Here is a 13,771-nt window from a genome sequence, read left to right on the forward strand (position 1 = left end):
AGGCAGTTCGGAGCAGCGCAGGGACCGGATGGGCGCAAAAGTGAGCTGGCTTACTTTTCTTCCGTTGTGCGACATTGGGCGCGCGGCGGGAGCGGCACCGGAAGTACCGCCGGAGGGCCTCGGCCGAGGGCATGGAGATGCCGCCCTGCGGTGTTGGGGGCCATCGCAGGACGGCATGGATCAACGGTACTTTGCCGTGGTTCGCCCCAACAGTATTTCCTTTGTCGTGGCGGAAATCTTAACGGTTTTTTAACGCCTCTCCGCGTCTGGGATGCCGAAACGGCGGGGGTCACTCAACCGAGGGTTACCCCTTGGCGGGCTTGGGCTCCAGTGTGGCCTGCCGTGGCAAGCCAGCCGCGGTTTGCTCCTGACTCGCGGCCCAGCTGGCCAGCAGTTTGAGGGCGTCTTCCTCGGCCGAACCTGGCTGCGCGCTGTAAGCGGTCAGCGTCAGTCCGGGATCAGCCGCCAGGTCCATGGCGTCGAAGGCCAAGTCGAGGCGGCCCACCACCGGGTGGTGGAAGTGCTTGAGGCCGGTCCGGTGGAGGCGCACGTTGTGGGCTGCCCACCGGATGCGGAACTCATCGCTCCGTGTGGACAGTTCCCCGATCAGGTCCTGGAGGGCCTTGTCGTACGGGTCCCTGCCGGCCTCGGTGCGCAGCAGGGCCACGGTGGTGTTGGCCGAGTCCTCCCACGCCGGATAGAACGTGCGGGCCCGCGGATCGAGGAAGCAGAACCGGGCCAGGTTGACCTGCTGCTCGGCGCGGCCGAACGCCTCCGAATACAGGGCCCGTCCAAGATTGTTGATGGCCAGGATGTCCAGCCGCCCGTTGCGCACGAAGGCCGGAGACCCGGTCATCCCGTGAAGGATCGCCTGCAGGCTGGGACGGACCGTCTGCTTCCGGGCAGGTCGACGCCGGGCCTTGCCTCCCGCGCTGGCCGCGCGGGCAAGGTCGAACAGATGCTCTCGTTCGGCCTCATCCAGCTGCAGTGCCCTGGCGACCGCCTCCAGCACGTCATCTGAGGCGCCGGCGAGGTTCCCGCGTTCGAGGCGGGTGTAGTACTCGATGCTGACCCCGGCCAGGGAGGCAACTTCCCCGCGGCGCAGTCCAGGCACGCGCCGGTTGCCGCCGTAGTCTGGCAGGCCGGCCTGGTCCGGGGTGATCCTCGCCCTGCGGGAGGCCAGGAAGTCGCGGATTTCGGTGCGGTTGTCCATGCCTATAACGCTAGGGGCATTCCGGCCCTGTGAGGGAGTCCCTGCCGGTACCCCTAAGAACGGTGACTCCCTTACCTGTCCTGTCTGGGGTTCTCTGGTAACTGGAGACGAACAAAAGGAGAATCACAGTGGAAATTGCGCCCAAGCCGCCCACCGTCAAGAACCCGCCCGAGCAGTTCACCGGCGACGTGTGGCTGGACATGATCGCCAGTCCGCAGAACGACAACCAGCGCATGGTGGTGGCCAAGGTGCGCTTCGCGCCCGGTGCACGCACTGCCTGGCACAGCCACTCCAACGGCCAGACTCTGCACATCACCGAGGGGATCGGGCTGGTGCAGTCCCGGGGCGGGGAGCTCTTCGAGGTTCACCCCGGCCAGACCATCTACACGCCGCCCGGAGAACTGCACTGGCACGGAGCCGCCCCGGACAGCTACATGGAGCACCTGGCCATGCTGGAAAGCGGCGGGGACCCCGCCGACGGCGGCTGGTTCGAGCACGTCACCGACGAGGAATACAACGGCCCCCGCACGGTGGCGAAGTAGGAAAGGGCAGGAGAAAACTCATGACTGAGAACGAACCGTCCGGCGCCCAGAAGATGTTCGGCGAGTTTGCCCCGAAGTTCGCGCGGCTCACCGACGACGTGCTTTTCGGCGACGTTTGGAAACGCCCCGAGCTGTCACCCCGCGACCGCAGCCTGGTGACCATCACCGCCCTGGTAGCCGGCGGCAACAGCGAGCAGCTCGGCTACCACATCTCCCTCGGCCGGAAGAACGGCCTGACCGAAGACGAGGTCAAAGAGGCGATCATCCACCTCGCCTTCTACACCGGCTGGCCCAAAGCCATCACCGCGATCATGATCGCCAAGGACACCTTCACCGGCTGAGCCCTTGCCTGCCGGGTGCGCCGGCTCCTCGCGGCGCCGGCGTGGGGGAGCGCCGAACGCGGGCGAGGCCCTGTCCGCTCTTACCGGACAGGGCCTCGAGCATTAAAACGGGACCTGGGTCAGTGCCTCCTGAAGGCGTCCTTGATCTTTTCGCCGGCCTGCTTGAGGTCGGCCCTGATGTGGCGCTCCCTGCCTTCAGCCCTGAGGCGCCTGTCACCGGTGGCGCGTCCGGCTGCTTCCTTGCTTCTGCCGTGGAGTTTCTCGGCGGCATTGTGGATCTTGTCACCCAAACCCATCATGACCTCCTGTTCGGGAAAGCCGGGGCGGCCCGCTGCCGCGGCGGCCGCTCTCAGTTTATCGGCGGCGGGGCCGGAACGCTCCTGCCCTTAATGTGGAACGGCCGCTGCAACCCGGTTGGAGTTGCAGCGGCCGTGCCGTTTTCGTGCGCCTGACTTGCGACGACGGTCAGCTCACCGAGGTTGTCAGCTCACCGCCGCTGTCGTGGCGGAGGTTTTCGCCGCCGTCGTAAATCCGGCCTTGGATCCCGCGACGGTTACCGTCAGTGTCTTGCCCATGTCCGTTGCCAGCGGCTTGTACGTGCTGGCCGTGGCACCGGCGAGTGCCACGCCGTTGGCGTACCACTGGTATTTCAGCGAGACCGGTGCCGGTCCCCACGTGCCCGGCACCGCGGTGAGCACCGTGCCCACTGTGGCAGTACCTGAGACTGTGGGCGCCGGAACGGTCAGCACGCCAGCGGCCACCTTGACCGACACCGCGCTGGTCTTGGTGACACTGGTGAAGCCGGACTTCGAGCCGGTGACCGTGACGGCCAGGGTCTTGCCAAGCACCGCGGTTGACGGGGTGTAAGTGCCGGCCGTGGCGCCCGGGATGGCAACGCCGTTCGCCTTCCACTGGTACTTCAGCGTGACCGGCGCCGGCCCCCAGGCGCCTGTTGCCGTGAGGACGGACCCCACCCTGACAGCACCGCTGATGCCGGGAACCGGTGCGGTGAGGGTGCCGACTGCGATCTTTGCGGTGACCGCGGACGTCTTGGCCGTCGTCGTATAGCCCGCTTTGCTTCCGGTGACCGTGACACTCATGGTCTTGCCGACCACGGCAGCGGCCGGCTTGTACGTGCTGGCCGTGGCGCCGGCAACCGCAACACCGTTGGCCTTCCACTGGTACTTCAGGGCGACCGGTGCCGGTCCCCACGCGCCGGGAACCGCCGTCAGGGTGTAGCCCACCTTTGCTGTTCCGGTGATCCTGGGAGCGGGTGCGGACAGGGTTCCGACGGCGACCCTTGCGGTGAGTGCCGACGTCTTCGCCGCCGTGTTGTAGCCGGCCTTGCTGCCGGTGACCGAGACACTGATGGTCTTGCCCACCACAGCCGCGGCCGGCTTGTACGTGCTTGCCGTGGCTCCGGCGATGGCGCCGCCGTTGGCCTTCCACTGGTACCGCAGGGTGACCGCCGCCGGTCCCCAGGGTCCCGGGACTGCGGTCAGCGTGTAACCGACCTTGGCGGTTCCGGTGATCCTGGGAGTCGGGGCGGTGAGGACGGGGTTGAGGGCCATCACCGTGCCGGTGGCGGCGGAGGTCTTGGTTGCCGTGGTGTACCCGGTCTTGGTGCCCGTCACGCTAAAGGTCAGCGTCTTGCCCACCTGTGCCGCGGCCGGCTTGAACGTGGCGGCGGTGGCGCCGGTGATGGCGGCGCCGTTGGCCTTCCACTGGTACTTCAGGGCAACCGGTGAAGGCCCCCATGTACCGACGGTTGCAGTCAGCGTGGAACCCACCTTGGCCGTGCCCTTTACCGTGGGGGTGGGCGCGGTGAGAGTTCCTGCTGCGACCTTGGCGGTGGCCGCCGAGGTCCTGGTTTCCGTGGCGTAGTCAGCCTTCGAGCCAGCGACGGTGACGGTCAGGGTCTTGCCGACCGTCGCTGCCGTGACTTTGTAGGTGCCTGCCGTGGCTCCAGTGATGCTGATGCCGTCGGCGTTCCACTGATACATCAGCGTCACCGGCGCAGGTCCCCACGTGCCGGGTACCGCGGTCAGCGTGGAATCCACCTTGGCCGTGCCGCTGATGGTGGGTGTGGGGGCGGTCAGGGCGGCTGCCGCCACCTTGGCCGTGGCTGCGGACGTCTTGGTTTCCGTGGTGTAGCCGTCCTTGGTGCCGGTGACGGTCACGGTCAGCATCTTGCCGACCGTAACTGCCGTGGGCTTGTAGGTGTTGGCAGTGGCCCCGGCGATGTCGGCGCCGTCGGCCTTCCACTGGTAACTCAGCGTCACCGGTGAAGGTCCCCAGGTGCCCGGCTCCGCGGTGAGTGTGGAGTCCACCTTAGCGGTGCCGGCGATGGTGGGCGCCGGGGCGGTGAGCTGGGGTACCGCGTAGGACAGGTCAAACGTGGTGGCACTCCCGCTGGTCACGGCTACCGGGATCGCGCTGGCTTCTTCGGCGGTGTTGCCCGAGTAGAGGTTGCCCGGACTCATGTAAGCGAGAACATGCAGGAGGTACTTTCCTGTAGTAAGCCCGCCGATGCTGTATTTTCCGCTGTCATCGGAGAATCCCATGCGCGTGACGAACGAACCGTCCCGGGTGTAGGCCTCAACATACGCGTTGGGCAGCGGCTTGCCGGCCTTGTCCAGCAGTGTTCCTGTGATCGACCCGCCACGTTTCAGCGTTGCGTCGATATTCTGCACGGACTGGTTTTGAGCGAGGGTGATGGCTTGAGCCTGTTCCAGGCCTGCGGACTCAGGCTTATTCGAGTAAAACTGCGCTTCGTCCCCGTAGTAGCCGTTGGACCGGTTGAAGGCGACCTTGTATGAACCTGCAGTGAGACCGACCAGGCTGTAGTTGCCGGCCGCGTCCGTCTGCGTGGTCCTGATGGCTTTCCCAGCCTGGTCAAATACGGTGATCGGGTACGAGTAGCCGCTCACCGTGCCCGTCACCTTGCCCTGTATGGACCCGCCCGTGCCGACGGCCATATCGATGGCCGGCTTGGCCTCCTCCGCCGCGAGCGTTACCAGGGTTGCCGTGTCGGCTGTCGTGCCGCCGTACCACGTATCCGTGGCCCCGCTCTGTTCGCCTGAGAACCGCACTTTGTAGGTACCCGGTTCGAGGCCAGCGATTGTGTAGGTTCCGTCTGTTGCGACCCAGACGACTGCCGCACTGTCAGCGGGGGCTCCGGCGAGCGTGGCGTGAACCTGTGCCGCACTTAGATTTACCGCGGCAGGCGCAGTCACCTTGCCACTGATGGAGGCACCCTTCTTCATCGTCACATCGATGGCGGAGCGGTCCTGGCCCGCGGTAACGGCCACTTCAGTTGCGGTGCCGATGGAGGTGGCATTGCTGTACCACTGCTGAAGGACACCCGAGTTGTTTTCGTATCCCCGGAACTGCAGCTTGTAACCTCCGGCCAGCAGTCCGCGGAAGGTGTATGTGCCCGCATCGTCGAGGTACGCGGTGCCCGTAGGCAAGGTTTCGCCGGTCCTATACAGGCTGACGTACACCGAGTAAGGGGAAACGCCTTCCGGCAGCGTGACCTTGCCGCTGATGCTGGCACCCTTCGCCAGCGTAGCGTTGATGCCCGTGCGGTCCTGGCCCGACGTTACTGTCACAGGGGTTGCTTCCGCCTCGCTCTGGGCGTCCTCAAACCACTCCTCCAGAGCTCCCGAGTTGCCCTGGAAATTGAGTTTGTATGTTCCCGCGGCCAGGCCCTTCAGCTTGTATGTTCCGTCGCTGTTCACGCTGGCGCCAGGCCGGTACGGGTCTGCCTCTGAGACTGCCGTCACATACGTCGATGTCAGCCTGACGCCGGCAGGTGCACTTACCGTGCCGCTGATCGTGGCGCCCTTGATCAGGGTTGCCTTGATGCCCGACAGATCCTGTCCGGGGGCTACCGCAACAGTTGTGGCGGTCGCCATGCTGGTGCCATTTTCATGCCACTGCTCCAGGGCGCCGGAGTCGTAGCCGGAATAGCGGATTTTGTAGTTACCGGACGTCAGCCCGGAAACCCTGTAACTGCCGTCAGATTGCACTTCCGCATAAAGGGGAAACGCCCGGGCGTTGTCTGTGTTGTATACGGCCACGTTCACAGCGGCGATGTCGACGCCGGCCGGAGCGACCATCTGGCCGCTAATCGAGGCGGCCTTGATCAGAGTTGCATCCGCGTTCGTGCTGGCCTGCCCATCCGCAAGAGTAATAGCGGTAGCCTCAGCAGACGTCAATGCACCGCCATACCATCGGTCCAGCGCTCCGGAATCGCTTGCGTCGAACTGAATCTTGTAGGAGCCGGCGGGAAGCCCGACGAATTTGTAGGAGCCGTCGGCACCCAGGCTTACCGTGGATGACCAGTCGTACGAGCCGCCCGGGAACAAGTAGGCCCTCACCCGGGCCAAATCCACTCCGGCCGGTGCGCTCACCAAGCCGCTGATCGAGGCCCCTGTAACGAGGTCAGCATCAATGCCGGTAAGGTCCTGGCCTTCGGAAAGTGTGATGGCCGTGGCAGTTTCAAATGATTTGGCCCCGGCGTGCCACTGTGCAAGGGTCCCGGTGCCGTCGCCGGCGAACTGGATCTTATAGCTTCCCGCGGCAAGATCGCCGGCGGTATAGCTTCCGTCTGCCTTGACCTGGAACCACCTACTGCTGTTGCGGTCCTCCGATGAGTAAACGTTGAGATAAATGGAGGCAGCATCAACGCCGGCGGGGAGGGTGACCCGTCCGCTTATGGAAGCCGCCTTGACCAAGGTCTCATTGATCCCGGTGAGGTCTTGGCCTGTTCCGAGGGTGAGGGGAGTGGCCGTTTCGAATGAATGGGCGCCCGCATGCCACTGGTCCAGCGCGCCGGACCTGTTTCCATCAAACTGGACCTTATAGCTTCCCGCTGCAAGGCCTGTGACCCTGTAGCTGCCGTCCTGATCCACCTGGACGGACCCGGAGCCGGACATGCTGTCGGACCTGTGGACTCGTACCGTGACGCCCGTCAGGTCTACGCCGGCCGGTGCGGTGACGCGGCCGCTGATCGTCGCGGCCTTGACCAAAGCCGCGTCGACTCCGGTGACATCCTGGCCCGGGACGAGTGTTATGGGCGAGGCGGCTTCCTCCGACTCGGCGTTCGCGGCCCACTGGTCCAGCGCGCCGGAGCTGTTTCCGCTGAACTGAACTTTGTAGGTCCCTGCCGGAAGGCCGGCAATCCTGTAGCTGCCGTCCTGGCTGACCCAGGTGCTCGCCGGAAAGCCTAACGTGCTGTTGGATGCGTACGCCTGCACTGTTATGGAGGTGACATCCATCCCTGCCGGTACGGTGACCTGCCCGCTTATCGTGGCACCCTTCACCATTGCTGCGTCGATGCCGGTGAGGTCTTGGCCCTGGGCGAGCGGAATGGAAGTGGCGGTGTTGAAGGAGTCGGCATCGGCATACCACTGGTCCGGCGCTCCGGAGTTATATGCGTCAAAGTGGACTTTGTAGTTGCCTGCGGGCAGCCCTTTGACCGTGTAGCTGCCGTCCGGGCTGACCTGTCCGTACCCGGAGTAGGAGAAGTAGTCCGATTTGTGGACCCTGACGCTGACGGCTGTGAGGTCGACTCCTTCAGGGGCGGTGACCCGCCCGCTGACGGTTGCGCCCTTATCCAGTGTTGCGTTGATCCCGGTCCGCTCCTGGCCCGCGGCGAGCGTTAGCGGAGTGGCGGTGTCAATGGATTGGGCACCCTCGTACCAGCGGTCCAGGGCCCCGGAGCTGTTTCCACTGAACAGGACTTTGTAACTACCCGCCGGAAGGCCGATGACCTTGTAGCTGCCGTCTCCGGCCACCGGCGCGTAGGCCGGGATGGACATGCCGTCCGCAGTGTGGACGCTGACGCTAATGCCGTTGAGATCGACTCCCGTCGGCGCCGTTACCTGACCGCTTATCGCTGCGCTCTTGACTAGGGTCAGGTCGATGCCGGTGAGCTGTTGCGCGGGGGCGAGGGCCACCACCGTGGCGCTCGCCTGGTCGGCGGTTCCGCCGTACCACTCTCCGAGGTGGATGTTGCTGTAGTCAAAAAACTGCAATTTGTAGGAGCCTGCAGGAAGATTTCCGGCAGTGTAATTGCCTTCGGCATCTGCATAGCTGCTGGTCACATATTCAGAAGTTTCGGCGTTGGTCACGTGAACGCCTATGTACCCTTGGCTGCCTCCAGAGAAGTCAGCGGTGATTTTTCCGCTGATGGAGGCACTGGCATCGCCGCCCACTTCTACTGCGGCCGCCGGTGTCAACCCCGTAACTATCAGTGCCGACATTACCGATAACAATATTGCGATTCTCATGCGGAATCGCCTGCTCCTAGCGAGCATCTTCCATCCCCCCACGGGTACGGCAGCGGTGCGGCTGCGCCATTCAATTGTCAAATAACGCCTCAGTGTAACCCGCAGATTGGGGTATATAAACCGAGTGGAAGAATAGGGTGTAATCAACTACCTGCCGAATTGTGCCCGTGGATCGCCTCGTTCGTAACAAAAAGCTGAATTGCAAATCGAAACTCAAGAATTCCACAGGATTGGATCAAGAAGCGCGCAATTTCCGGAAAATGCAACGGGAGCGCCGGTCGGAGCTGTTATTTTGCCAGGCAGCTCCGCGGCACCGGGGCCTGACACGAGCCCATCATCAACGCGAAACGTTCTTGAAAACATCGTGGTGCAGGCTGGGGCCATCGAAGCTGTTCGGGGAAGGGGCCCAGAGATGATTGAACAAGACAAGCTTGAAGTGCGGTCCGGTGCAGAACTGGCTGTAGGCGACGAGATTGAGGCCTGGCACCGGGGGCGGCTGGCTCACCGGGGGACCGTGAGCAGCACGATCCAGGACATCGACCTCGTCTGGATCATCGACGCCCGGACCGGAGCCCGCCGGCTGCTGGACCTCGAGCAGCTCAGCGTGCGGCGGGTCGCGGCCGGAAAGGCGGCAGACGCCGTCGGGCATTCCAACGGTGCCGGAAGCGTAAGGGCGTCCGACGCCGGGAACCCGGCAAACGCCGTCGGCAAGCCTCCCGCCCGGCGAAGGCCTGTGAGAAGCCTGAGCCAGGTGGTCTTTATTGAGGCACCGGCAACGCGCTAAGCGTCAGGGCAGGTTGCTGAACCGCTCCGCCTGGGTCTTGCTGCCCTGCACGATGATCTGGTCGTCGTCGTACAGGACGGTCTGCGCGGTGGTGTGGCCCCAGATGCCGCCGGGGCGCTTGACCGCCACGATGGTGATGCCGTACTTGTCGCGCAGGCCCAGCACGCCGAGCGGACGGTCGCGGGCCTCGGTGGGCGGGCTGGTGCGGATCATCACGAAGTCGTCCTCGAACTCGACGTAGTCCAGCAGCGAGCCGCGGACCAGGTGAGCCACCCGCTTGCCCATGTCATGCTCGGGCCGGATCACGTGGTCTACGCCGAGCTGGTTGAGGATCTCGGCGTGCGGCTCACTGATGGCCTTGGCCCAGATCTGCGGCTTCTTGAACGTGAGCAGGCGGGACGTCGTGAGGATGCTCGCCTCAATGTCGCTGCCGATGCCCACCACGGCACGGTCGAACTCGTGGACGGAGAGCTGGCGCAGCACCTCCTCCTTGGTGGAGTCCGCCCGGACCACGTGCGTGAGTCGGCCATTGTAGGACTGCACGGTGTCCTCATTGGAATCGATGCCCAGCACCTCGGTGCCCTGCGCCTCGAGCTCCAGCGCCAGCGACCCGCCGAAGCGGCCCAGTCCGATGACCACCACCGAATCCGCCTGTGCCGTGGATTCGGGGGAACGGGAGAAGAAGTTCTTAGCCAATGAGGGGCCTTTCCTTCGGGTATTCGTAGAGGAGCGGGCGTTCGCGGAGCGCCAGTGCGGCCCCGAGCGTCACCGGGCCGAGGCGGCCGACAAACATCAGCAGGATCAGCACCACCTGCCCGGCCGGCGGCATGCCGGCCGTGATGCCGGTGGACAGGCCGACCGTGGCGAACGCGGAGATCACCTCGAACAGGATCCGCTCCTGGCCGAAGCCGGTGATGATCATGAGGAACATCGTGGAGCCGGCTACGAGCGCGATGGCCAGGAGCACCATCGTGATGGCCTGCCGGTGCACGGCGCGGGACAGGCGCTTGCCGAAGATGTTCACGGCCGTTCCGCCCTGCAGTTCCGTCAGCATGATGAAGAACAGCACGCTGAAGGTGGTGATTTTCAGGCCGCCCGCGGTGCCGGCCGGGCCGCCGCCGATGAACATCAGGATGTCCATGCCCAGCCAGGACACCTCGTGCATCTGCCCGATGTCGACGCTGTTGAACCCGGCCGTGCGGGTAATGACGGACTGGAAGAACCCGGCCAGGATGCGCTCGCCGGGGTTCAGCCGGCCGAGGGTGGCCGGGTTGGACCATTCGACGGCGGTGAGGAAGACAGTCCCGCTGACCAGGAGCACCCCAGTGCCCACCAGGACCAGCTTGGTGTTCATGCTCCAGTGGATGGGCCGCTGGTACTGCCGGCGCAGTTCGAACAGCACCGGGAAGCCGAGGCCTCCGATGATCACCGCAGCGGCGATGGGCAGGCAGATCCACGGGTCCCCGGCGAAGCCGATGAGGTTGTCCGTGTGCAGCGCGAATCCGGCGTTGTTGAAGGAGGACACCGAGTGGAAGACACCGTGCCACATGGCCCGCCCTGGCTCGTAGCCGTAGCCGGCCACGAGCCTCACGGCCAGGATGCCGGCGAGCACGATCTCCACGGTGAGGCTGATGGCCAGCACCCCGAGCAGCACGCGGCGGACGTCGCCGAAGCCGGTGCTCCTGGTCTCAGCGGCGGCTGACAGCCGTGAGCGCAGGCCCAACCGGCGGGCCATGAGCACGCCCAGCAGCGTGCCGAAGGACATGACCCCGAACCCGCCGATCTGGATCAGGGCCATGATCACCACCTTGCCGAAGCCGCTCCAGTACACCGGCGTGTCAACGGTAATCAGCCCCGTGACGCACACCGAGGACGTGGACGTGAACAGGGCGTCGAGGAAGGGTGCACCCTCGGGGCCGTTCCGCGAGATGGGCAGCATGAGCAGGATGGTGCCGACGGCGACCGCCCCGGCGAACCCGAGCACGATCACCTGGGCCGGGTGCTGCGGCGCGAAGACGTTGAGAATGCGCGGGAAAACTTTGGAGCCGCCGGCCCACAGCCCGCTGTACCTACGGTCCGTTCCGGCCGCAGGCGGGGCCTTCGGGGCAGGAACGTCGCGCATACGCGTCACGCTACCACCGCGGTGTCCCCTGCAGCCGGTGTGAAGGAGGAGGCGTTAAGAAAGCGTTAAGATCCCCGGTTTTGGCGCTTTGCGGATTCCGGCCGGTGCTAGGCTCCCGTGGTCATCAGCAAACTGCCCATGTGAATCGAAGGACCCCGTGGCCACCTCAAGCACGCAAGGCCGTGTCCTGCCATGCTGACCCAAAGCGCCCCGTTGCTGTGGCTGATCCTCGGGATCGGCGCAACCGGCTACATGATCTACCGGCTCATCAGAGCAACGAAGTAGCCCCCGCCGTCGGACGCCCTCCGCCGTCCGACGGCGGAACCTCCGCCGCTGGGACGGCGATTTCCCCCAAAATCCAGAAAGACACTCCATGACCGCACCAGCCCAATACTCCGTTCCGGCCAGCGTGCCCAACCCAGAGCGGGAGAACGGCCCCGGCGGCGCGTTCACGCGGTGGCTGCTGGAGCACAAGGTGCACCAGCCGGTGGGGCCGGAGTCCGCCGAGGGCACCGGGCACCAGCAGAGCTGGTGGAAGGTCATGTGCCTGACCGGCGTGGACTACTTCTCCACGCTGTCCTACCTCCCCGGCATCGCCGCGCTCGCCGCCGGGGCGCTGTCGCCGCTGGCCACGCTGCTGATCGTGGCCCTGACACTGCTGGGCATGCTGCCGATGTACCGCTGGGTAGCGCAGGAGAGCCCGCACGGGCAGGGGTCCGTCGCCATGCTCGAGAACCTGCTCCCGTTCTGGCGCGGCAAGGTGTTCGTGCTGGTGCTCCTCGGGTTCGTAGCGACGTCGTGGATTATCACCATCACCCTGTCCGCCGCCGACGCCACCGTGCACATGCTGGAGAACCCGTACCTGCCGCCGTTCCTGGAGGGCCAGGCCGTCCCCATTACGGTGGTGATGCTGCTGATCCTGGGCGGGGTGTTCCTGCTGGGCTTCTCCGAGGCGGTGGCCGTGGCCATTCCACTGGTGGGCGTCTTTCTGCTGCTGAACGCCGTCATCATCGGCACCGGAATTTACGACGCCGTCACCCAGCCGGGTGCCGTCGCCGCCTGGATGGCGCAACTCACCTCCTCCGGCGGCGGTTTTGGCAACATCGCCGGGCCCGCGATCCTGGCGTTCCCGCTGCTGGTCCTGGGCCTCTCCGGCTTCGAGACCGGCGTCAGCATGATGCCCTTGGTTAAGGCTTCCGGTGCAACTCCGGAGGAGACGCTGCGGAACCGGATCCGCAATACCCGCAAACTCCTCACGACGGCGGCCGTGGTGATGAGCGTCTACCTGATCGGCAGCAGCTTCGTGACCACCGTGCTGATCCCGGCCGAGGCGTTCCAGGAGGGCGGGCCGGCGAACGGCCGAGCGCTCGCATACCTGGCGCACGAGCGGCTCGGGAACGGCTTCGGGTCCGTATACGACGTCAGCAGCATCCTGATCCTGTGGTTCGCCGGCGCCTCCGCGATGGCCGGGCTGATCAACATCGTGCCCCGGTACCTGCCGTCCTACGGCATGGCGCCCGACTGGTCCCGCGCGGTGCGGCCCGTGGTCCTGGTGTACACGGCCATCAGCATCCTCATCACCATCGGCTTCAAGGCCGACGTCAACGCCCAGGCAGGCGCGTACGCCACCGGGATCCTGTTCATGATGGTGTCCGGCGCGGTGGCCGTGAGCATCTCCGCCGCGCGCAAGAAGAAGCGCGGGGCCGCCGTCGGCTTCACCGTCCTGACCCTCGTGATGCTCTACGCCCTCGTGGAAAACGTGATCGAGAAGCCGGACGGCCTGGCGATCTCCGGGTTCTTCATCCTGGGCATCGTGGTGGTGTCGCTGGTGTCCCGGGTCTCGCGGACCACCGAGTTGCGGGTGGACCGGATCGAGTTCGACGAGGCTGCGCGCCGATTCGTGACGGACACGATTGACTACGACGGGCGGATCAACATCATCGCCAACCGCCCGCAGGCCAGAGACGCCAAGGAGTACGCCGAGAAGGAGGCCGCGCAGCGGGAAAACAACCCCGTGCCCGGCACAGCCGACGTGATGTTCCTGGAGATCGACGTCACGGACCCGTCGGGCTTCAGTGACGTGCTCACGGTGCGCGGCGTCGAGGTGGCCGGGCACCGCGTCCTGCGCGCCACCAGCCCGGCCGCGCCCAACGCCATCGCCGCGATCCTGCTGGCCTTGCGCGACGCCACCGGGGTGCGGCCGCATGCGTACTTCGAGTGGGCCGAGGGCAACCCGCTGGCCCACCTGATGCGCTACCTGCTCCTGGGCCGCGGCGACACCGCCCCCGTGGTCCGCGAGATCATCCGCGAAAACGAGCCCGACCCCGCCCGCCGCCCCGGCATCCACGTCGGCTAGCCCGCGGGACCCTCTCTCACTTCCTGCCGGTTTCCCCCCAACGCTCTTTCAGTTCCTGCCGGTTTCCCCCCAACGCTCTGTCAGTTGCCAACCGCGGCGCACGACATGTCCTGTTCA

General features: G+C 65.5%; 9 protein-coding genes. 4 read left to right on the forward strand and 5 right to left on the reverse strand.

The window, feature by feature from the left end; genetic code table 11:
• Positions 1–304: 304 nt before the first annotated feature.
• Positions 305–1,213 carry a helix-turn-helix transcriptional regulator gene (locus DBZ45_RS16950; RefSeq protein WP_111905039.1) on the reverse strand — a complete coding sequence of 303 codons (909 nt, stop codon included), beginning with the start codon at positions 1,211–1,213 and terminating at the stop codon, positions 305–307.
• A gap of 128 nt (positions 1,214–1,341) precedes the next feature.
• On the opposite strand from DBZ45_RS16950, the gene DBZ45_RS16955 reads away from it, so the two are divergent.
• Both DBZ45_RS16955 and DBZ45_RS16960 read left to right on the forward strand, forming a co-directional pair.
• Positions 1,342–1,755: a (R)-mandelonitrile lyase gene (locus tag DBZ45_RS16955; RefSeq protein ID WP_111905040.1), complete on the forward strand. Its 414-nt coding sequence runs from the start codon at positions 1,342–1,344 to the stop codon at positions 1,753–1,755.
• A 20-nt stretch (positions 1,756–1,775) separates the two neighbouring features.
• Positions 1,776–2,096, forward strand: coding sequence for a carboxymuconolactone decarboxylase family protein (locus tag DBZ45_RS16960; protein ID WP_111905041.1), 321 nt, complete (start codon positions 1,776–1,778; stop codon positions 2,094–2,096).
• A gap of 119 nt (positions 2,097–2,215) precedes the next feature.
• On the opposite strand, the gene DBZ45_RS16965 is transcribed toward DBZ45_RS16960, so the two are convergent.
• Entirely contained in the window at positions 2,216–2,392 is a 177-nt protein-coding gene (locus DBZ45_RS16965; protein ID WP_111905042.1) for a CsbD family protein, read from the reverse strand.
• Between the two features lie 186 nt (positions 2,393–2,578).
• On the reverse strand, positions 2,579–8,233 hold the full coding sequence (locus tag DBZ45_RS16970) for a carboxypeptidase regulatory-like domain-containing protein (RefSeq protein WP_190243168.1): 5,655 nt from the start codon (positions 8,231–8,233) through the stop codon (positions 2,579–2,581).
• A gap of 571 nt (positions 8,234–8,804) precedes the next feature.
• Between DBZ45_RS16970 and DBZ45_RS23015 the strand changes: the two genes are divergently transcribed.
• A complete protein-coding gene (locus DBZ45_RS23015) occupies positions 8,805–9,176 on the forward strand; it encodes a hypothetical protein (RefSeq protein ID WP_190243169.1) in 372 nt (123 codons plus the stop codon).
• A 3-nt stretch (positions 9,177–9,179) separates the two neighbouring features.
• On the opposite strand, the gene DBZ45_RS16980 is transcribed toward DBZ45_RS23015, so the two are convergent.
• Entirely contained in the window at positions 9,180–9,872 is a 693-nt protein-coding gene (locus DBZ45_RS16980) for a potassium channel family protein (RefSeq protein WP_111905044.1), read from the reverse strand.
• Positions 9,865–11,298, reverse strand: a complete 1,434-nt coding sequence (locus tag DBZ45_RS16985) for a TrkH family potassium uptake protein (protein ID WP_111905045.1) — start codon at positions 11,296–11,298, stop codon at positions 9,865–9,867. Before DBZ45_RS16985 ends, DBZ45_RS16980 begins: the two co-directional genes overlap by 8 nt.
• 373 nt (positions 11,299–11,671) lie before the next feature.
• On the opposite strand from DBZ45_RS16985, the gene DBZ45_RS16990 reads away from it, so the two are divergent.
• Positions 11,672–13,654 (forward strand): APC family permease, encoded by a 1,983-nt coding sequence (locus DBZ45_RS16990; protein ID WP_111905046.1) that lies wholly within the window; start codon positions 11,672–11,674, stop codon positions 13,652–13,654.
• The last annotated feature ends 117 nt before the right edge of the window (positions 13,655–13,771 follow it).

Source organism: Arthrobacter globiformis (assembly GCF_003261175.1).
Taxonomy (GTDB): domain Bacteria; phylum Actinomycetota; class Actinomycetes; order Actinomycetales; family Micrococcaceae; genus Arthrobacter; species Arthrobacter globiformis_A.

Excerpts from the sequence above, each read along its gene's own strand:
- DBZ45_RS16950 (WP_111905039.1), bottom strand. The coding sequence starts at position 1,213 with ATGGACAACCGCACCGAAATCCGCGACTTCCTGGCCTCCCGCAGGGCG.
- DBZ45_RS16960 (WP_111905041.1), top strand. The coding sequence starts at position 1,776 with ATGACTGAGAACGAACCGTCCGGCGCCCAGAAGATGTTCGGCGAGTTT.
- DBZ45_RS16965 (WP_111905042.1), bottom strand. The coding sequence starts at position 2,392 with ATGGGTTTGGGTGACAAGATCCACAATGCCGCCGAGAAACTCCACGGC.
- DBZ45_RS23015 (WP_190243169.1), top strand. The coding sequence starts at position 8,805 with ATGATTGAACAAGACAAGCTTGAAGTGCGGTCCGGTGCAGAACTGGCT.
- DBZ45_RS16985 (WP_111905045.1), bottom strand. The coding sequence starts at position 11,298 with ATGCGCGACGTTCCTGCCCCGAAGGCCCCGCCTGCGGCCGGAACGGAC.
- DBZ45_RS16990 (WP_111905046.1), top strand. The coding sequence starts at position 11,672 with ATGACCGCACCAGCCCAATACTCCGTTCCGGCCAGCGTGCCCAACCCA.